Source organism: Chromobacterium haemolyticum (assembly GCF_009936155.1).
GTDB classification, from domain to species: Bacteria; Pseudomonadota; Gammaproteobacteria; order Burkholderiales; family Chromobacteriaceae; genus Chromobacterium; species Chromobacterium haemolyticum.
In genome coordinates, this window is sequence record NZ_AP019312.1 from 4,788,616 (window position 1) to 4,807,415 (window position 18,800).

The 18,800-nt window shown below is 62.0% G+C and carries 21 protein-coding genes; 7 read left to right on the forward strand and 14 right to left on the reverse strand.

What is annotated here, in order from left to right; translation table 11 throughout:
* Nucleotides 1-5 precede the first annotated feature (5 nt).
* The 3 genes from GYH29_RS22105 to GYH29_RS22115 all read right to left on the reverse strand — a co-directional run bounded on the left by GYH29_RS22105 (nt 6) and on the right by GYH29_RS22115 (nt 2,251).
* A complete protein-coding gene (locus tag GYH29_RS22105) occupies nt 6-1,022 on the reverse strand; it encodes a COX15/CtaA family protein (RefSeq protein WP_019102803.1) in 1,017 nt (338 codons plus the stop codon).
* 73 nt (nt 1,023-1,095) lie between these two features.
* Nucleotides 1,096-1,638 (reverse strand): hypothetical protein, encoded by a 543-nt coding sequence (locus tag GYH29_RS22110; protein WP_161524413.1) that lies wholly within the window; start codon nt 1,636-1,638, stop codon nt 1,096-1,098.
* Nucleotides 1,622-2,251, reverse strand: coding sequence for an SURF1 family protein (locus GYH29_RS22115; RefSeq protein ID WP_232060444.1), 630 nt, complete (start codon nt 2,249-2,251; stop codon nt 1,622-1,624). The genes GYH29_RS22110 and GYH29_RS22115 overlap by 17 nt, the downstream gene beginning before the upstream one ends.
* Nucleotides 2,252-2,342: 91 nt before the next feature.
* Between GYH29_RS22115 and GYH29_RS22120 the strand changes: the two genes are divergently transcribed.
* On the forward strand, nt 2,343-2,540 hold the full coding sequence (locus tag GYH29_RS22120) for a DUF2909 family protein (RefSeq protein WP_019102806.1): 198 nt from the start codon (nt 2,343-2,345) through the stop codon (nt 2,538-2,540).
* Between the two features lie 57 nt (nt 2,541-2,597).
* On the opposite strand, the gene GYH29_RS22125 is transcribed toward GYH29_RS22120, so the two are convergent.
* From GYH29_RS22125 to GYH29_RS22155, 7 genes are all read right to left on the reverse strand, one after another.
* Nucleotides 2,598-3,461, reverse strand: coding sequence for a cytochrome c oxidase subunit 3 (locus GYH29_RS22125; RefSeq protein ID WP_019102807.1), 864 nt, complete (start codon nt 3,459-3,461; stop codon nt 2,598-2,600).
* Between the two features lie 21 nt (nt 3,462-3,482).
* Nucleotides 3,483-3,659 (reverse strand): DUF2970 domain-containing protein, encoded by a 177-nt coding sequence (locus tag GYH29_RS22130; protein ID WP_081554436.1) that lies wholly within the window; start codon nt 3,657-3,659, stop codon nt 3,483-3,485.
* Complete coding sequence (locus GYH29_RS22135) at nt 3,656-4,210, reverse strand: cytochrome c oxidase assembly protein (RefSeq protein ID WP_019102809.1); 555 nt, start codon at nt 4,208-4,210, stop codon at nt 3,656-3,658. Before GYH29_RS22135 ends, GYH29_RS22130 begins: the two co-directional genes overlap by 4 nt.
* Nucleotides 4,211-4,220: 10 nt before the next feature.
* On the reverse strand, nt 4,221-5,858 hold the full coding sequence (gene ctaD / locus GYH29_RS22140) for a cytochrome c oxidase subunit I (RefSeq protein ID WP_019102810.1): 1,638 nt from the start codon (nt 5,856-5,858) through the stop codon (nt 4,221-4,223).
* Nucleotides 5,859-5,896: 38 nt separating this feature from the next.
* Entirely contained in the window at nt 5,897-6,949 is a 1,053-nt protein-coding gene (gene coxB / locus GYH29_RS22145; RefSeq protein ID WP_232060445.1) for a cytochrome c oxidase subunit II, read from the reverse strand.
* A 240-nt stretch (nt 6,950-7,189) separates the two neighbouring features.
* The gene (gene bioD / locus GYH29_RS22150) at nt 7,190-7,828 is read right to left on the reverse strand and encodes a dethiobiotin synthase (RefSeq protein WP_043589532.1); all 639 of its coding nucleotides are present in this window, start codon (nt 7,826-7,828) and stop codon (nt 7,190-7,192) included.
* 297 nt (nt 7,829-8,125) lie between these two features.
* Entirely contained in the window at nt 8,126-9,934 is a 1,809-nt protein-coding gene (locus GYH29_RS22155; RefSeq protein ID WP_039755701.1) for a 2-isopropylmalate synthase, read from the reverse strand.
* Nucleotides 9,935-10,168: 234 nt separating this feature from the next.
* On the opposite strand from GYH29_RS22155, the gene asd reads away from it, so the two are divergent.
* Nucleotides 10,169-11,011: an archaetidylserine decarboxylase gene (gene asd / locus GYH29_RS22160; RefSeq protein WP_019102814.1), complete on the forward strand. Its 843-nt coding sequence runs from the start codon at nt 10,169-10,171 to the stop codon at nt 11,009-11,011.
* A gap of 314 nt (nt 11,012-11,325) precedes the next feature.
* Nucleotides 11,326-12,387, forward strand: a complete 1,062-nt coding sequence (locus tag GYH29_RS22165; protein WP_118268427.1) for a ferritin-like domain-containing protein — start codon at nt 11,326-11,328, stop codon at nt 12,385-12,387.
* A 76-nt stretch (nt 12,388-12,463) separates the two neighbouring features.
* Here the strand turns inward: GYH29_RS22165 and ilvC are convergent, their stop codons facing one another.
* Genes ilvC through ilvB form a run of 3 tightly spaced genes read right to left on the reverse strand, consistent with a single transcriptional unit; the run spans nt 12,464 to nt 15,809 of the window.
* Complete coding sequence (gene ilvC / locus GYH29_RS22170; protein WP_048407995.1) at nt 12,464-13,480, reverse strand: ketol-acid reductoisomerase; 1,017 nt, start codon at nt 13,478-13,480, stop codon at nt 12,464-12,466.
* Between the two features lie 59 nt (nt 13,481-13,539).
* Nucleotides 13,540-14,031 (reverse strand): acetolactate synthase small subunit, encoded by a 492-nt coding sequence (gene ilvN, locus GYH29_RS22175; RefSeq protein WP_019101853.1) that lies wholly within the window; start codon nt 14,029-14,031, stop codon nt 13,540-13,542.
* 11 nt (nt 14,032-14,042) lie between these two features.
* Nucleotides 14,043-15,809 (reverse strand): biosynthetic-type acetolactate synthase large subunit, encoded by a 1,767-nt coding sequence (ilvB, locus tag GYH29_RS22180; protein WP_043589525.1) that lies wholly within the window; start codon nt 15,807-15,809, stop codon nt 14,043-14,045.
* A 196-nt stretch (nt 15,810-16,005) separates the two neighbouring features.
* Here ilvB and GYH29_RS22185 point away from each other — a divergent pair, with 196 nt between their 5' ends.
* The 4 genes from GYH29_RS22185 to GYH29_RS22200 are packed head-to-tail and all read left to right on the forward strand — an operon-like array spanning nt 16,006 to nt 17,863.
* On the forward strand, nt 16,006-16,572 hold the full coding sequence (locus tag GYH29_RS22185; RefSeq protein ID WP_019102164.1) for an RNA polymerase sigma factor: 567 nt from the start codon (nt 16,006-16,008) through the stop codon (nt 16,570-16,572).
* Nucleotides 16,569-16,934, forward strand: a complete 366-nt coding sequence (locus tag GYH29_RS22190; RefSeq protein ID WP_019102165.1) for a DUF3619 family protein — start codon at nt 16,569-16,571, stop codon at nt 16,932-16,934. Before GYH29_RS22185 ends, GYH29_RS22190 begins: the two co-directional genes overlap by 4 nt.
* Nucleotides 16,927-17,316, forward strand: a complete 390-nt coding sequence (locus GYH29_RS22195; RefSeq protein WP_043589520.1) for a DUF3106 domain-containing protein — start codon at nt 16,927-16,929, stop codon at nt 17,314-17,316. Before GYH29_RS22190 ends, GYH29_RS22195 begins: the two co-directional genes overlap by 8 nt.
* Nucleotides 17,303-17,863, forward strand: coding sequence for an RDD family protein (locus GYH29_RS22200; protein ID WP_052051871.1), 561 nt, complete (start codon nt 17,303-17,305; stop codon nt 17,861-17,863). The genes GYH29_RS22195 and GYH29_RS22200 overlap by 14 nt, the downstream gene beginning before the upstream one ends.
* A gap of 3 nt (nt 17,864-17,866) precedes the next feature.
* Here GYH29_RS22200 and GYH29_RS22205 read toward each other — a convergent pair whose 3' ends face one another.
* Nucleotides 17,867-18,769 carry a LysR family transcriptional regulator gene (locus GYH29_RS22205; RefSeq protein ID WP_019104146.1) on the reverse strand — a complete coding sequence of 301 codons (903 nt, stop codon included), beginning with the start codon at nt 18,767-18,769 and terminating at the stop codon, nt 17,867-17,869.
* Nucleotides 18,770-18,800: the final 31 nt, after the last annotated feature.

Genomic DNA, 18,800 nt, shown 5'->3' on the forward strand with positions numbered 1-18,800 from the left:
GGCGCTCAAACCCATTCGCGATGATTTTTCGAAAGACTGGGCAACGGCCCGACCGCCTGCTTTTGAACGGCTCGCGCCGGGCGCAAGCGCAACGCCAGCAAGCTGGACGCCAGCAGCAGGCCGGCGGCGCCGGCGTTGTGAGACACCGCCGCCGGCAAAGGCAGCGCCAGCAACACGTTGGCGACGCCCAAGGCGAGCTGGCAACCCAGCAAGGCCAGCAGACAGGCCAGATGGCCGCGCAGCGCCGGCTGTCGCCAGCCGGCGCGCGCCGTCGCCAGGCACAAGACGATCACCAGCGCGGCCCCCAGCCGGTGCAGCCAATGCACCGCCACCAGATTGCCCACCGCCAGCGGGCTGCCGTCCGGCGCCTCGCCCAGTTCTCTGAACAGATGGAAGGCGTGCTCGAAGCGCATCTGCGGCCACCACTCGCCATTGCAGGCGGGGAAGCCCTGACAGGCCAGAGCGGCGTAGTTGGTGGATACCCAGCCGCCCAGCGCCACTTGCAGCACCACAGCCAGGACCAAGCCGCGCGCCAACCAGTTCAGCGCTGCCGGCGCCTCCACCGGCCGCAGCCGCGGGGACAGCGCCAGCCAGGCCAACAGCAGCAGCACCGACATGCCGCCAAGTAAATGCAGGGTGACGATGGCCGGTTTGAGCAGCAGGGTCACCGTCCACATGCCCAACAAGCCTTGGGCCGCCACCACCGCCAGCAACGCGCCGGCCGCGCGGCGATGCCGCCGCGCACGCCAGGCTTGCCAGGCGACGGCGACAATCAACGCGCCAAGCGCGCCGGCCAGATAGCGGTGGCTCATTTCCTTCCAGGCTTTACCCAGACTGACCGGCCCATTCGGGCTCTGGACATGTTGCCGCTGGATGCTCTCCGCCGCGTGGTGCGGGGATATCTGGCCGTAACAACCCGGCCAATCCGGACAGCCGAGCCCGGCGTCGGACAAGCGCACATAGGCGCCGAAAGGCACGACCACGCATGCCAGGATGAATGCCAGCCAGATCAGTCGCCTCATGCTGCGCTCCCCTTGTCGAGCGGCCAACAAACTGAGAAAGCCGCGGGCCGTGGCGGCCAGCGGCTAAATGGACTCAACCGATGCCGTTATTGGTTTTCAGCACGCGGCCTATTTCCTGGATCACCTTCTTGGGGTCAGCGGCGTCGGGATAAAACAGCACCTGGTTGCCCAGCGGGTCCACCAGGTAGTAGCCGCCGTCGTCAACGCCGGTCTGCGCGGACTGCACGATGTGAGTGGCGTCCACCTCCTCATGCGCGGCCTCCTCTTGCCAGCCCAGCCGGGTCAGACGGCCGGCGGCCTCCCCCTGGGCCCGCTGAATCTGGCGCATCGCGAAAAAGCGCTGCTGACAGCGCGTCTGGCAGCCCGGCTCTATCCTGGCGGCCAGCACCCATTTGCCGCGCGGCCATCCTTGCGCGCCGATCAGCGCGAACGGCCGCGTCGGCAGCAGTTGACCGTAGCTCTTGCCGCCCTGCGGCGGCATCAGCCGGTAAGTCGCCCACGAGGCGAGCACCGGCGCCAGACAGATGGCCGCCATCAGCAGCAGTTTGAGCCGGCCGCGGCGGCGCGACGGCTCGGGGGACGGCGCCTGCGGGGACGGCTCATCGACGCGGCTCATGGGAGCGCCTCCTCAAGGAATGCAAGGACAACAGCAGCAGCAGTCCCAGCAACAACCATTGCGCCGCATAGGCGTAATGGCGTTCCGGCATGAATTCCGGCAGCACCGGCCAATGCCGCAGCGGGTCCGGCGAATGCTCCAGCACCACCACGCCCTGATGCCAATGGCCGGGGTAGCGCAGGCGCAGCGCGGCCATGTCGATGGCGTCGACACGGCCCTCGACGCCGGCCACCGCGCCGGGCAGCACGAAGTGGCGCGGCAAGGGCATCCAGTGCCCGCGCAAGCTCAGCGTTTTCGGGTCGATGGCGGGCGCCGCCACGCCGTCGGCCAGCCAGCCCAGGTCCACCAGGGCCATCGCGCCGTCCTCCAGCCGCCAGGGCTGCAGCACGCGCCGGCCCTTGACCTCGCCCAGGTAGCTGTTTTCCAGTTGCAAAACAGGCCCGGCGGGATGCGCGCCCGGCAAGGCCACCCGGCTGAACTCCGGCTGCGGACGGGCCTCGCGGTAAACCAGGCTGACCGGCGGCACGCCGATGGCGCTGGTCAACGAACGCAGCAGCTCGGCCTTTTCCTGCGCGCGCTGCCACTGCCAGGCCGCCAGAAAGAAAGGCAACACCGCCATAGCCAATAAACACAGCCAAACCAGCCGTTTGCCGCTAGACTTCAAAGCTGAAGATCGACGGCCCAATCGACCGGGGGATTCCGCAATGAAACTTGTCATTCTGTTCTTGCTCGCCTGCATCGTGCTTGCCCTGTTCTGGGGCCTGACCGGCCTGCTGAAGTCCGATCAAGGCTCTCAACGTCTGGTTCGCTCCCTCACTTTGCGCATCGGCCTGTCCATCGGCCTGTTTCTGCTGCTGCTACTGGGCGCGCTGTTCGGCTGGTGGCGCCCACATCAAGCTTAGCCGAGCCGCCCGTCCACGTCCCCACGCGGTCCCTGACCTTTGGTCTGGCCGCGCGGCTCACAACCAGTAGACGAAGACGAACAGCAGCAACCACACTACGTCGACGAAGTGCCAGTACCAGGCCGCCGCTTCGAAGGCGAAGTGGTGCTGGCCATCGAAATGTCCGCGCATCACCCTCAGCCACACCACCGCCAAAATAATAGTGCCCAGCAGGACGTGCATGCCGTGAAAACCGGTCAGCATGAAGAAGGTCATGCCGTAAGCGCCAGAAGCCAGGCTCAGGTTCAACTCGCTCATCGCGTGGCCGTATTCATACATCTGCAGACACAGGAACAAGGTCCCCAGCAGCACGGTCAACAGCAGGCCCAGCTTCAATTGGGCGCGCCGGCCTTGCAGCAACGCCCAATGCGCCCAGGTCACCATCGCGCCGGAGCTGAGCAGGATCAAGGTATTCAGCGCCGGCAGTCCCCAGGCGCCCATCGCCTGGTAGGGCTTGGTAATGCCCGGCCCGGTGAGCAAGGGCCAGGACGGTTCGAAATCCGGGTACAAGATCTTGTAGTCCATCTCGCCCAAGGTAGGCACCGACACCACCCGCACCCAGTACAAGGCGCCGAAGAAGGCGCCGAAGAACATCACCTCGGAGAAGATGAACCAACCCATGCCCCAGCGGAAGGACATGTCCTCCTTGCCCTGGTAATCGCCGTGCCGGCTTTCTCGAATCACGTCGCCGAACCAGCCGAACAACATATAAATCAGGATCAGCGCGCCCACGCCCAGCGACAGTTTGCCCAAGGGCTGGCCGTTGACGGCAAAGGCCGCGCCCAGTCCCAAGCAGAACAGCGCCACCGCGCCCACCGCCGGCCAGCGCGATGGCTGCGGCACGAAGTAATGCGTCTGTTCCCGTTCGTTCGCTGTCGTCATTGCATGCTCCCTGCAACCTGATTAGGACGTGGCCAGCCGCACCACCAATAGCAACACTCCAATAAACGTGGCCGCCAGAAACAGCGCGGTCAGTATCAACTGCAACGGCGACAGCTTGCTGTCCTCGCGCGCGTCCGCTTTGCGGCGCACGCCGAAAAAGGCGGACAACACCGCCTGCACTCCTTGCCACGCTCTCATGAGCCCACTCCCGTATTGCCCGGCACGTCAAACACGGTATAGGCCAGCGTGATGCTGTCTATTGAGGCCGGCAAACGCTTGTCGACAACGAACACCACTGGAAAGCGTCTGGTTTCCCCCGGCGCGAAAGCCTGCTGACGGAAACAGAAGCACTCCAGCTTCTTGACGTACTCGCCGGCGGCGGCGGGCAGATAACGCGGAATCGCCTGCCCCACCACCCGCTGGCCGCTGGCGTTGGTGATTTCGTACTCCACCTGCACAAACTGGCCGGGCTTCACCTTGAGCCGGGTTTGCAGCGGCCGCACCTGCCACGGCAGGCCGGCCTGGACCGTGGCGTCGAAAGTCATCTCCACCTCGTGGGCCGACGCGCCGCCGCTCGCCGCATCATCCAGGCTGTCCGCCTTGACCACATCGTTAAGACCCGTGACTTCGCACACGACCTTGTACAGCGGGATCAACCCCCAGGCGAAAACGAACATCAGCAAGGCCACCACCGCCAGCTTCTTCATCAGTTGGCGATTGCTGCGTCCCTGCTTGGCGGCGGCTTCCATGGCATCGTTCTCAGTGATGCTTGCCGCCGGTGCTGGACACCACCACGCCGTTCTCGATCACTTCCAGCTGCGGCGCCTCGACAAAGCTGTGGTAGGGAGCCGGGGTCGGAATCGCCCACTCCAGCGTGTTGGCGCCTTCCCACGGATGCGGCGGCGCGGGCCGGCCGCGGCGCAGCGAATGCAGGATGTTGTAGAGAAAAATCAACTGCCCCAGGCCGAACATGAGGGCGCCGATGCTGGCCAACTGGTTGAATTCGGTGAATTGCAACGCGTAGTCGGGAATCCGCCGCGGCATGCCGGCGAGGCCGAGGAAATGCATGGGAAAGAAGGTGACGTTGAACCACAGCAAGGACCACCAGAAGTGCAGCTTGCCCAGGCCCTCGTGGTACATCTTGCCCGTCATCTTGGGGAACCAGTAATAGATGGCGGAGAACAGGCTGAACAGCGCCCCGGCCACCAGCACGTAATGGAAATGAGCGACCACGTAGTAGCTGGCGTGCAGTTGGATATCCACCGCCGCCACGCTGAGGGTGACGCCGGACAAACCGCCGATGGTGAACAGCAGAATGAAGCCGATGGCGAACAGCATGGGCGTTTCGAAGCTCATGCTTCCCTCCCACATGGTGGCCACCCAGTTGAAGACTTTGACCCCGGTGGGCACCGCGATCAGCATGGTCGCGTACATGAAGAACAGTTGGGCGGTGGCCGGCATGCCGGTGGCGAACATATGGTGCGCCCAGACCATGAAGGACAGGACGCCGATGCTGGAAGTGGCGTAGACCATGGAGGCGTAGCCGAACAAGGGCTTGCGGGCGAAAGTGGGGATCACCTGGCTGACGATGCCGAAAGCCGGCAACGCCATGATGTAGACCTCGGGGTGGCCGAAGAACCAGAACACGTGCTGATAGAGAATGGGGTCGCCGCCACCGGCGGCGTTGAAGAAATGAGTGCCGAAGTGGCGATCGGTCAACACCATGGTGACCACGCCCGCCAGCACCGGCATTACCGCGATGATCAGGTAGGCGGTGATCAGCGAAGCCCAGGCGAACATGGGCATCCTCATCATGGTCATGCCCGGCGCGCGCAGGTTGAGAATGGTCACGATGATGTTGATCGAGCCCATGATGGAGCTGACGCCCATGATGTGGATGGCGAAAATGGTCATATCCATGCCCATGCCCATCTGGGTGGACAAGGGCGCGTACAGCGTCCAGCCGGCCGCCGCCGCCCCGCCGGGCACAATAAACGAGAGCAAAAGCAGCAGCGCCGCCGGCGGCAGCAGCCAGAAGCTCCAGTTGTTCATCCGGGCGAAGGCCATGTCCGGCGCCCCTATCATCAGCGGCAGCATCCAGTTGGCCAGGCCGGTGAAGGCCGGCATGATGGCGCCGAACACCATGATCAGGCCGTGCAAGGTTGTGAACTGATTGAACAGCTCAGGCTGGAAAAACTGCAGACCGGGCTGAAACAGCTCTGCGCGGATGCACAGCGCCATCACTCCGCCGGACAGAAACATAATGAAGGAGAACCACAGATACATCGAGCCGATGTCCTTGTGGTTGGTGGCGGCCAGCCAGCGCATGATCCCACTCGGGCGCTCATGATGCTCCGGCGCGTGCCCGGCATGGCCGGCGTCATCGACAATTGCCATATCGCTCTCCTTGCGTGGGTTCGCCGCCGGTCCCGGGCTCAGCCGGTGGCGCCGCGGGCCGCCTTGATCTCTTTGGGCTGCACCAATTCGCCGGTGTGATTGCCCCAGGCGTTCCGCTCATAGGTGATCACCGCGGCTATGTCGGTATCGGACAGCTGCTTGCCCCAGGCTTGCATCGCCGGGTTTTTCTGGCTGCCGAACAAGACGATGTGGATGTGCGCCGGCTTGTCGGCGGTGGCTATCCTGGAACCGTCCAGCGCCGGGAAAGCGCCAGGCAAGCCCTTGCCGTTGGCCTGGTGACAGGCGACGCAGTTTTGGGCATAGACTTTTTCGCCGCGGGCTTTCAAATCGGCCAGCGACCACACTTTGTTGGGATCGTCCGCCGCCGCCGCCATCTGCTTTTTCTTGGCTTCAAGCCACTTGGCGTAGTCATCCGGCGTCTTGGCCTCCACCACGATGGGCATGTAGCCGTGGTCCTTGCCGCACAACTCGGAGCACTGACCGCGATACGTGCCGGGCTTGTCTATGCGGAACCAGCTATCGCGCAGAAAACCGGGAATCGCATCCTGCTTGACGCCCAATTGCGGCACCCACCAGGAGTGGATCACGTCGTTGGCGGTCAATAGCAGCCGCACTTTCTTTCCAGTAGGCACCACCAGCGGCTCGTCCACTTCCAGCAAGTAGTTGACGGGTTTGGCCGCCGTGTTGGCGATGGCCTCGCGCGGCGTGGACAAATGGCTCATGAAGCCAAAGTTATCTTCCAGGTAGTCGTAGCGCCACTTCCATTGATAGCCGGTAACCTTGACCGTCATGTCCTCGCCGCGCGTGCTCTTCTGCGATAGCACCGCCTTGGTCGCCGGCCAGGCCATACCGATCAGGATCAGCAGCGGGATCACCGTCCAGATGATTTCCACCGTGGTGTTTTCATGGAAGTGCTTGGCCTGGTGGCCGGCGGCTTTGCGATGGCGAACGATGGCGTACATCATCACCAGAAACACCAGCGCGAAAATAACGCAGGTGATCACCAGCAGCATGGTGTGCAGATCGTATTGCTGGCGGGCAATGGGAGTGACGGGGGCTTGCAGATTCAACTCGGCCGCTGACGCGCAGGATATCGGCAGCCAACAGCAAAGGACGCGCATACAGGACATGGAGCCCCCCTAGAAATCCTCAACTGACATGAAGTGGTGCTGACTGGTCCGGTCTATTTTCATGACCGGTTAATGGCATGCTAGAAAAAAAGGTCAAGGAAAACAAGAAAATGTCTTGCGGCAACGCAATAAAATATTACGTATGCAAGCCCCGATCCGCCCCGCTCCGAGCGCGGCGGCTCAGTTGGATTCGCCCGCCAGATAGGGCACTTCCAGCAATAACGGCGCCGGCATGTGCCTTTGCAGGGTTTCCAGGTTCTGCTCGTAAGCCTGTTGTTGCGGCACCACTCGATTGGCTACCCAGCCGGCTAGCGGCAGGCCGGCGTCCAGTACCGCGCGCGCGGTCAGCAGAGCGTGGTTGATGCAGCCCAGCCGCATCCCCACCACCAGAATCACCGGCAATTGAAGGGCTTTGGCCATATCGGCCATGAACAGTCGGTCCGACAGCGGGGCCAGCCAGCCCCCCGCCGCCTCCACCACCACCACGTCGGCGCAGGCGGCCAATTGCTGGTAATGGTCGACGATCACGTCCAGCCGGATCTCCACGCCGGCCTCGCTCGCGGCGATATGCGGCGACACCGGCGGCAAGAATCGATAGGGATTCATCAGATCCAGATCAGACTGCCCGGTGGCCGTGGTCAGCCTCGCCACATCATCATTCCACCAGCTGCCGTCGGCCAGCAGTTCGCAGCCGGAGGCCACCGGCTTCATCGCCAACACGCGCTTGCCTTCAGCCTGCCATTGACGGATCAATTGCACGGCTACGTGGGTCTTGCCGATTTCGGTGTCGGTGCCGGTAATGAAGTAGGCTGCGGACATGGGCGCTTTCCATAGTGGATAGTAGAGAGCTGGCAGTCTAGCGCCGGCCCGTCCACTCGTAAAACGCAAAAAACCCCGGCTCCGCCGCGCAACGACGCCGACCTCATGGGTCGGCAGTCCGCCGCGCGGCCTTGTGAGCCGGGGCCAAATGGGGCGGCCTTGTGGGCCTGATGGACTTCACACTCGATAAAGTGAACTCCCTGGGCCGGGCGGTCTAGCGCTGACTGCGCGCCGACAAGGACGGGATGGAAAACCTTGTCGACGACGCGTCGCGCTGACCGCCTCGGCCGGAAAACCTCATACCAGCGCTTGCGCGTTCAGCTTTTGCTCCTGGTTCATCAATTTGTTCAACGCGGACAGGTAGGCCTTGGCCGAAGACACGATAATGTCGGTATCCGCGCCCTGGCCGCTGACGATGCGGCCGTCGCGCGCCAGGCGTACCGTCACCTCGCCCTGGGATTCAGTGCCCTTGGTGATGGCGTTCACCGAGTACAGCTCCAACTCCGCGCCGCTGGCGGCCACGCTTTCAATCGCCTTGAAGGCGGCATCCACCGGGCCGGAACCGCTGGACTGGGCGCGACGCTCTTCGCCGTGGGCCAGAAACACGATGGAGGCCACCGGCGCTTCGCCGGTTTCGGTGGCGATTTTCAAGGACACCAGCTTGTAATCCTCTTCGCGGCCGGTGCTGAATTCATCCGACACCAGCGCGTGCAGGTCTTCGTCGAAAATCTCGCGCTTGCGGTCCGCCAGCTCTTTAAAACGCGCGAAGGCGGCGTTCAGCGCTTCCTCGCTATCCAGCACAATGCCCAGTTCGATCAACTTGGTCTTGAAGGCGTTGCGGCCGGACAACTTGCCCAGAGTCAGGCGGTTGGTGCTCCAGCCCACCGATTCGGCGGACATGATCTCGTAAGTTTCGCGATGTTTGAGCACGCCGTCCTGATGGATGCCGGACTCGTGGGCGAAGGCGTTGGCGCCGACAATGGCCTTGTTGGGCTGTACAGGGTAGCCGGTCACCGTGGACACCAGCTTGGATGCTGGCACGATCTGGGTGGCGTCGATGCCGGTTTCCAGCGCGAAGATATCCTTGCGTGTGCGCACCGCCATCACCACCTCTTCCAGGCTGGCATTGCCGGCGCGCTCGCCCAGGCCATTGATGGTGCATTCCACCTGGCGCGCGCCGCCCAGCACAGCGGCCAGGCTATTGGCCACCGCCATGCCCAGATCGTTATGGCAATGGGCGGACCAGATCACCGTGTCGCCGCCCGGCGTTTTAGCGATCAGTTCGCGGAAGAAGGCTTCGGTGATGAAGGGCACCGCATAGCCGACGGTGTCCGGCACGTTCAACGTGGTGGCGCCGGCCTTGATCACTTCGCCGAAGATGCGCGCCAGGAAATTGATGTCCGAGCGCAGCGCGTCTTCGGCGGAAAATTCCACGTCGTCGGTGTATTCGCGGGCGATCTTCACCGCCGCCACCGCCGCCGCCACCACTTCGTCCGGACTCATGCGCAGCTTCTTCTCCATATGGATGGGGCTGGTGGCAATGAAAGTGTGGATGCGGCCGCGCGCCGCCGGCTTGATCGCTTCGCCCGCGGCGCGGACGTCGCGCTCGTTGGCGCGGGCCAGGCTACAGACAGTGGAATCCTTGATCACCTCCGCAATGGCGTGAATGGCGTCGGCGTCGCCCGGGCTGGCGGCGGCGAAACCCGCTTCGATGATGTCCACGCCCAGACGTTCCAGCTGGCGGGCAATCCGGATTTTTTCTTCCTTGGTCATCGATGCGCCCGGCGATTGCTCGCCGTCGCGCAAGGTGGTGTCGAATATATACAGACGATTGCCCATCTGGCTGTTTCTCCCTGGTCCCTGCATTGCAATTTCCGCGCCTGTCCCGACGCCGATCAGATAATCGTTGAAATCGAAGCGTTTACCCTGGCTGGCCGCCATCACCGCCAGCTTGTTGAGCTGGGCCAATGGCAGGCTGCCGCGTTCTCTCCATTTGTATATCGCCGCCCGAGTCACCGGCTCATCGGCGAACAAGCGATTCAGATCTTCGGCCAACTGTCCCGGCCCGCCGAAATCCGCAATCAAGCGTTCAATGTCCAATTGCATCATGTGCTCCCGCAGCTAGTTTGATTCAGCCTACCGGCAACGACGACATAAAGTCAAATCTGCATGTTGAAATCTGTGATTAAAACGTCACACGCCATGTCCAACCAAAAAATATCGGACATTATGTCCATTTTTACTCGGAAACTGCTTATGTTTTAAGCGCCGCACATACGATCAGACACCGATAGATCGGTTATAATCTTGGGTTTAGTCAGATTGATCGAGGACAAACCAGTGTCCGAACGCCTGTTCGTGCTGTTGCAACATCTGATGCCCAAGCTAGCCATGACCCGGTTCGCGGGCTGCATCGCCAACTGGGAAGGCGGCAGCCTGACGCAATGGATCATCCGTCGCTTCATTGCCCGCTATAAAGTGGACATGAGCGAAGCCGCCGCCAGCGACCCCGCGGCCTACGCCAGTTTCAACGCCTTCTTCACTCGCGCCTTGCGCGCCGACGCCCGCCCGCTGGCGAGCGAACGACTGGTCTGCCCGGTGGACGGCGCTATCAGCCAGTTCGGCCGCGTAGAACAGGGACAGATCTTCCAGGCCAAGGGCCGCAGCTACTCGGCCCAAGCACTGCTGGCCGGCGACGCCGAGTGGGCGCGCCGTTTCGACGACGGCCATTTCGCCACCATCTACCTGAGCCCGCGCGACTACCATCGCATCCATATGCCATGCGCCGGACGCCTGCTGCGGATGAGCTATGTGCCGGGCGAGCTGTACTCGGTGAACCCAGCCACTGCCCGCGGCGTGGACCGCCTGTTCGCACGCAACGAGCGCGTGGTCTGCCGCTTCGAAGGCGAGGATGGCCAGCCCTTCGTGCTGGTGCTGGTAGGCGCCACCATCGTCGGCAGCATGGCCACCGTCTGGCACGGCGTGATCAACCCGCCGCGGCCGGGACAAATCCGCCACTGGGATTACAGCGATCAAGACATCCGCCTGGCCAAGGGGGAGGAGATGGGTCGCTTCCTGCTGGGTTCCACCGTGGTCTTGCTGTTCCCTCAAGGCCCGCTGAGCTTCAACCCCGCCTGGCAAGCCGCCGGCGCGGTGCGCATGGGCGAGGCAATGGCGGACTGAACCGAGTTCGCCCTCCCCATAAAAAACGCGGCTCGACGCCGTAATGCCGTTCATTCAAGGATTTCCGGGCGACTTTTCTGGCCTTGTGAGCACAGGAATCCACAAAAAAAGCACCGTTTTCCATGCATGGAGACGGTGCTTTCCTCTTAAGTGAACGGCATTAGCTCGACGCCGCGTTTTATTTTTGTCCGCCCAAACCCTTCCCTACGTAAAAATAACTATCACGTAGGAATCATCGATTGCCTATCCAAAAATGACAAGATGCCCTCGGTATCCAGCGCCGAACCGGCATTCATCCTACGGAGAAGGCAACGATGCATATCACCGATGTTTTGCGCAAAACCATCCACAACCCGGCAACCTGGAGCAAGCAAGAGCTTTACGACAATCTGCAGGCCGCAGTGGATGTGGAGTTGTGGACCATTCCGCTCTACCTGACCACCCTGTATTCGATTCAGGGGCTGAACTCCGGCAATCAACAGGCTTATCCCACCACAGCAAAATTAATCGAAAGCGTGGTGATCCAGGAAATGCTGCACTTGGAACTGATTTCCAATCTGTGCAATGCGCTAGGCTATGCTCCCCAATACCCGTTTCCCACCTATGAAGAGGCTGAGGGCATCCCCTTCCTCAAACCCGATGTGCCGCCGAAATACGCGGGTTACCAAGTCAAGCTAGGGCCGCTGGACATCAACCAGCTGAAGCTGTTCTGTGTGATCGAGCTACCCGAGCCCCCCGGCAAACCGGACTGGAACAAACAAACACGATACAACTCGATAGGCGAGCTGTATCAGGCGCTGGAAATTGCCGTACCCTTGCAGTGGAAAGACCTCTATGTCGGCGCCGCCGCCAATACCAAACAGCAGGCCAATTTCACGGACTACACGCAAAAAAACCAACAAGGCCACGGCTTCAGCCAGACCATAAACAGCCTGGACCAAGCACTGGCGGCGATACAGGCCATCGTCAAACAGGGCGAAGGCAACCGCTCCACTGAGGAAATCCCTCCACGCGATCAAGCGCCGGCGGAGAATCCAACGGCTTACGATCCCAGCGACTTCGACCCGTCACAAAGCCACTTTTTGAAATTCAACCTGATCCTCGACCTGCTGCGCCTGGGACCCAACCCCTGGATTCCCGCTACCTATCCGCTGATTCCCCATCCCGACAAACAGCAGCTGGCTGAGCAGGCAATGGCCCAGCGCCAGCTTCAGGACGGCTTTCGCGCCTTCATGTCCGAATTGCAAACCGGCTTCAACACCGCACAAGCCAATCAGCAGATGCCGGGCAGCTTCTACAGCAGCATGTTCAACTTGCAGAGCCTGATCACCACCGTTTGGCAATCCGGTGCAACGCCGGCTTTTCCCAGCCACTGAGCCGGATGTGTAAACAACATGAAAAAAGCCGGGCGCGACGCCCGGCTTTTCCATGCCGCCAGATCAAACCGACAGATCAGTTCTTGGACTGGTCGACCAGCTTGTTCTTGGCGATCCACGGCATCATCGCGCGCAGTTCGGCGCCGACTTTCTCGATCGGGTGATCGGCGGTCAGACGGCGACGCGCGGTCATGCTCGGATAGTTGGTCTTCCCTTCCAGGATGAACATCTTGGCGTATTCGCCGGACTGGATGCGGTACAGCGCCTTCTTCATCGCGTCCTTGGTGGCGGAAGTCACCACTTCCGGGCCGGTCACATACTCGCCGTACTCCGCATTATTGGAGATCGAGTAGTTCATATTGGCGATGCCGCCCTCGTACATCAGGTCGACAATCAGCTTCAGCTCGTGCAAGCACTCGAAGTAGGCCATTTCCGGCGCGTAGCCCGCTTCCACCAGCGTTTCGAAACCGGCCTTGACCAGTTCCACCGCGCCACCACACAGCACAGCCTGCTCGCCAAACAGGTCGGTCTCGGTTTCCTCGCGGAAATTGGTCTCAATCACGCCGCCCTTGGTGCCGCCGTTGGCCGCCGCATAGGACAACGCCACGTCGCGGGCCTTGCCGGATTTGTCCTGATAAACCGCGATCAGGGTCGGCACGCCGCCGCCCTTCAGGTATTCGGAGCGCACGGTGTGGCCCGGACCTTTCGGCGCCACCATGATCACGTCGACGTCAGCCGGCGGAACGATCTGGTTGTAATGGATATTGAAACCGTGAGCGAAGGCCAGCGCCGCGCCCTTCTTCAGGTTGGGCGCGATGTCCTTGCCGTAGACGTCCGGCTGCGACTCGTCCGGCAGCAGAATCATCACCACGTCGGCTTTCTTCACCGCCTCGGCCACTTCCTTGACCTTGTGGCCGGCCGCTTCCGCCTTCTTCCAGGAAGCGCCGTCCTTGCGCAGGCCCACCACGACGTCCACGCCGGAGTCTTTCAGGTTCTGCGCATGGGCGTGGCCCTGGGAACCGTAGCCGATGATGGCGACTTTCTTGCCCTTGATGATGGAGAGGTCAGCGTCTTTGTCGTAGAAAACTTTCATTTGCAATCCTTGATTTCGTTTGTTTAGGCGGCCCGGCCTCCGGCCGGCGCCCGCCTGCTTCAGATTTTCAGAACCCGCTCACCCCGACCAATGCCGGATGCGCCGGTACGGACCGTTTCCAGGATCACTGTGCGGTCCACCGCCTCGATGAAGGCGCCGAGCTTTTCGCTCGTACCGGTCAGCTCGATGGTGTAAGTCTTTTCCGTCACGTCGATGATGCGTCCGCGGAAGATGTCGGCCATGCGCTTCATCTCCTCGCGGTCCTTGCCGGTGGCGCGGACCTTGATCAGCATCAGCTCGCGCTCGATGTGCTCGGATTCATTGAGGTCTATCACCTTGACCACCTCGATCAGCTTGTTGAGCTGCTTGGTGATCTGCTCGATGACTTCGTCGGAACCGTGAGTGACGATAGTCATGCGCGACAGTGTCGGGTCCTCGGTCGTGGACACTGTCAGCGAATCGATGTTGTAGGCACGGGCCGAAAACAGGCCCACCACGCGGGACAATGCGCCCGCTTCGTTTTCCAGAAGAATGGATAGGATATGTCGCATACCGGCTGGCCTCAACACATATTGCCGTAGTCACGGTTGTTCTCGAATGGCACGTTCTGCACCTCGCTCATGTGCTCGGGCAGGTCCATCTGGTCGAGGCCCTTGCCGTTTTGCACCATCGGGAACACGTTCTCGGACTGGTCGGTACGGAAATCCAGGAACACCAGCCGCTCCTTCAGCTTCTGGCTGAACGCCTCCTTCAATACCGGCTCCACGTCGGCGGGGTCTTCCACCTTGAAGCCGATATGGCCGTAAGCCTCGGCGATTTTGACGAAGTCCGGCAAGGCGTCCATATAGGATTCGGAATAGCGCGTGCCGTAGAAGAACTGCTGCCACTGGCGCACCATGCCCAGGTAGCGGTTGTTCAAGGCCACCACCTTCACCGGGGTATGGTATTGCTTGCAGGTGGACAGCTCCTGGATGTTCATCTGGATCGAGCCTTCGCCGGTGATACAGGCGACGGTGGCGTCCGGATTGGCCAGTTGCGCGCCCATCGCCGCAGGCAGGCCGAAGCCCATGGTGCCGAGTCCGCCGGAGTTCAGCCACTGCTTGGGATTGTCGAACTTGTAGTACTGCGCCGCCCACATCTGGTGCTGGCCCACGTCGGATGTGACGATGGCCTTGCCGCCGGTGATTTCGTACAGTTTCTCCACCACGTACTGAGGCTTGATCAGCTCGGTGGACGGGGTGTACAGCAAACAGTTGTGGCCGCGCCATTCCTCAATCTGCTTCCACCAGCCGGCCAGAGCTTGAGCGTCCGGCTTCTGGCCGGATTGCTTCAGCAGGTCCAGCATGTCTTTCAGCACATGCTTGACGTCACCGACGATGGGGATGTCCGCCTTCACCCGCTTGGAGATGGAGGACGGATCCACGTCGATGTGGATGATCTTCTTGGGCTGGCTGAGGAAATGCGAGGGCACGCTGATCACGCGGTCGTCAAAACGCGCGCCTATGGCCACCAACACGTCGCAGTACTGCATCGCCATATTGGCTTCATAGGTGCCGTGCATGCCCAGCATGCCGAGGAACTGCGGATCGGACCCCGGATAGGCGCCCAGACCCATCAGGGTGTTGGTACACGGCAGACCCAGCGATTTGACCAATTCGGTCACTTCGCCGGCGGCATTGCCCTGCACCGCGCCGCCGCCCACGTAAACAAAGGGGCGTTTGGCTTCCAACAGCAGGTTCACCGCTTTCTTGATCTGCCCCGGGTGGCCGCGAGTAGCCGGCACATAGGAGCGGATATGCACGCTTTCCGGGTATTGGAAATCCGTGCGCTGCTGAGTGATGTCCTTGGGGATGTCCACCACCACCGGGCCGGGACGGCCGCTCTTGGCGATGTAGAACGCCTTCTTGATGGTGGCGGCGATCTCGTTCACATCCTTGACCAGGAAGTTGTGCTTCACGCACGGGCGGGTAATGCCCACCATGTCCACTTCCTGGAATGCGTCCAGACCAATGGCCGGGGACGGCACCTGGCCGGACAGCACCACCATGGGAATGGAGTCCATATAGGCGGTGGCAATGCCGGTCACGGCATTGGTCGCGCCGGGGCCGGAGGTGACCAGGGCCACGCCCACCTTGTCGCTGGAACGGGAGTAGGCGTCGGCGGCATGTACCGCCGCCTGCTCATGCCTCACCAGCACATGTTTGAATTTGTCCTGCCGGAAAATGGCATCGTAAATTTCCAGCACCGCGCCGCCGGGGTAGCCGAAAACAAACTCGACACCTTCTTCCTGCAGGCAGCGGACAACCGCTTCCGCGCCCGATATCTGCATATCGCCTCTTTGTCTTTGCGTTAGTTTCATCCCGTATCGGACGACCTTATCGTATTGCTTTGAAACCGGTCAAGTGCTTTTGTGCAGGTGCAATATGCCTCTAAGCCTCGGTAAATTCAGGAAAAAAATCAGGCTTGGCCGAATCGGCGGCGCTCTGCTACCATCTTCTGTTGGCATCTACTCAAACTCTCATCCGATGGCTAGCCGCGAGGAAATGGCCGACTTTCTGGAGTCGGCGGAGAAACGCGCTTTCAAGCAGGCGTGGTATGCGGTCCAGAATGAAGACAGCGCATTGGATATCGTGCAGGACTCGATGATGAAACTGGCGGATCGCTATCCGCACGCCCCGGCGGCGGAACTGCCGCTGATCTTCCAGCGCATCCTGCAAAACACCATCCGCGACTTCTATCGCCGCAGCAAGGCTCGCCGTTTCGTCAGCACGCTGCTGTCCTCGCTGATCCCCACCCGGGAGGAAGACGATAGCCTCGACCCGCTTGAAACGCTGGACGTGGCCGCGGACGAGGCGCACAGCAATCCCGAACAATGGTGCGCGCGCAAGGAAACCGCCGTGCTGATCGAGTCCTCGCTACAACTGCTGCCGGCCCGTCAACGCGAGGCGTTTCTGCTGCGTTATTGGGAAGGTCTGGATGTTGCCGCCACCGCGCGCGTGATGGGCTGCTCGGAAGGCAGCGTGAAAACGCATTGCTCGCGCGCCAATCACACTCTGGCCGCCATCCTCGCGCAAAAGGGAGTGACGCTATGAAACCTTCCAATCCCCTGCCCGAGCATGTATCGCGCGTGCTGGACCACGCCGGCGCCGATCTCGATCCCGCGCTGGAGCGCAGGCTGCGCCAGGCGCGCGAGCGCGCGCTGGCTCGCTTCGACGCCAGTTCCCCCGGAGCCGTTACGCAACGCGAGCGGCTGGGCCTGTGGGGACAGCGCCATGTGTTGTCGCTCCGCCGCGGCGGCTTGGCTTTGGGCTTCGCGCTGTTGACCGGCGCCGGCATGATGCTGGCGGAAGATTTGCTGCTGGAAGAAGAAGCGGTGGACGCCGCGGTGCTGGCGCAGGATCTGCCCTTCGAAGCCCTGCTGGAGCCCCACTTCAGCCGAGGCTTGCATGAATAGCGGCCGCCGCCTCTTGCTCGCCCTGTGCCTAAGCGGGCTGCTGGCGCCGGCGACCAAGGCCAGCCCGCCTGCCAACCCCCGCTGGGCGCAATTGAGCGCGGAACAGCAGCAGGTTCTGGCGCCGCTGGCCACGGAGTGGGACCGCTATGCTCCATATAAAAAACAAAACCTGCTGGCCATCGTGCCGCAATTCCAACAGTTGCCGGAGGCACAGCGCCAACGCGTGCAGCAAAAGCTGAAAGCCTGGTCCGAACTGAGCCAGCAGCAGCGGGACGAGATCCGCGCCAACTGGAAGGCGTTGCAACAGATGCCGCCCGAACAACGCCGGCAGGCCATCCAGCGCCTGCGGCAACAACATGAAGCCCAAGATGCCTCCCGCTGACGCCACCGCCCTGACCCCGCCCACACTGAAACGCAGCCTGGCCAGCTTGTTCTATGAATTGCTCCTGGTCGCCGCGCTCTTGCTCACCGTCACCGCGGTGCTGACACCGCTGCAGATGCTGATAGGCCAAGGCACACTGTTCAAGACTCTGCTCAAAACGGTCCTGGTCCTTGCCCTGTTTGCTTATTTCGGCTACTGCTGGGTGCGCGGCGGTCAAACCGTGGCGATGAAAACCTGGCGCATCAAACTAGTCAACGCCCATGGCGGAGGCATCGTCTGGAAGCAGGCTGCGGCGCGCTACGTGATCGGCCTGGTCTTGTTCGTCGGCATGCCGGCGGTCTCCTATCTAGGCTGGGCCAAGGCCTACGGCCACCAGCCGCAGGCTCTGTGGCTGGCGCTGAGCTGGTGCCTGGTTCCCTTCCTGGCGAAGTTCTACGACCGCGACAAGCTATTCCTGCACGACAGGCTGGCGGGCACCCGCCAGGTCGTGCTGCCCAAACCGCCCCACCCAGGCAAGAAGCGGCGCGGCGAACCCACGCCGGGCTGATCCCTAAATCCCGGCTGACCGGGACAGCAAGGGTTCCGTCTCGGCAAACTCCGCCAAAACATCCAGCAAGACGCGCACCCGCGCCGGAGGATAACGCCGTTGCGGCCATACCGCGTACACCGGCTGAGCCGGCATTTCCCAACCTGCCAAAACCTGTCGTAAACCGCCTTCCGCCAACTGACGATGGCACAGACTATGCGGACAGACGGCGATGCCCACGCCGGCCTCCGCCAAGCGACGCGGCAGCAGCATATCGTTAACCCGAAGCCGCGGCGGCGGCAACTCCCAGGCTGCGCCATCGTCCCTCCTCTGCAAATGCCAGCGTTCAAACGGCTCGGCCACCAGCAAAGCGTGACGCGCCAGATCCCCCGGCGTCCTCGGCTCGCCTTGCTTCGCCAGATAGGCCGGCGCGGCCACCAACAGGGTTCGCACCCAACCTAGTCTCCGCTGGTTCAAACTAGAGTCCGGCTGCTCCCCCACTCTCAAAGCCAAATCCGCCATGCCGCTGAGCAGATCGTCGATAGCGTTGTTCAGATGCAGTTCCAGGCGCAAGTCCGGATAATCCTTCAGCATCCGCCGCCATACCGGCACCAGAACGTCGTTGCCCAGACTCAGCGGCGACAGCACCCGCAGCACGCCCTTGACCTGATGCAGCGAGTCCGCCAGCGTCGCGGCGGCCTGGCTCAGGGATTGCAGTAAGGGCCGGCATTGCTCGTAGTACTGCCCGCCTTCCGCCGTCAGCTCCATCCGCCGCGCGCTGCGATGCAATAGACGACAACCCAGCTCACGCTCCAGCGCCTGCAAGCGCCGCGACAGGGTGGCGGTGGGTATGACCAGCCGCCGGGCGGCGGCATTCAGGCTGCCGGCGTCGACAATGCTCACAAACAACTGCAGATCATCCAGCATGATTTCATTTTTGGGATTTGATTTCGATATT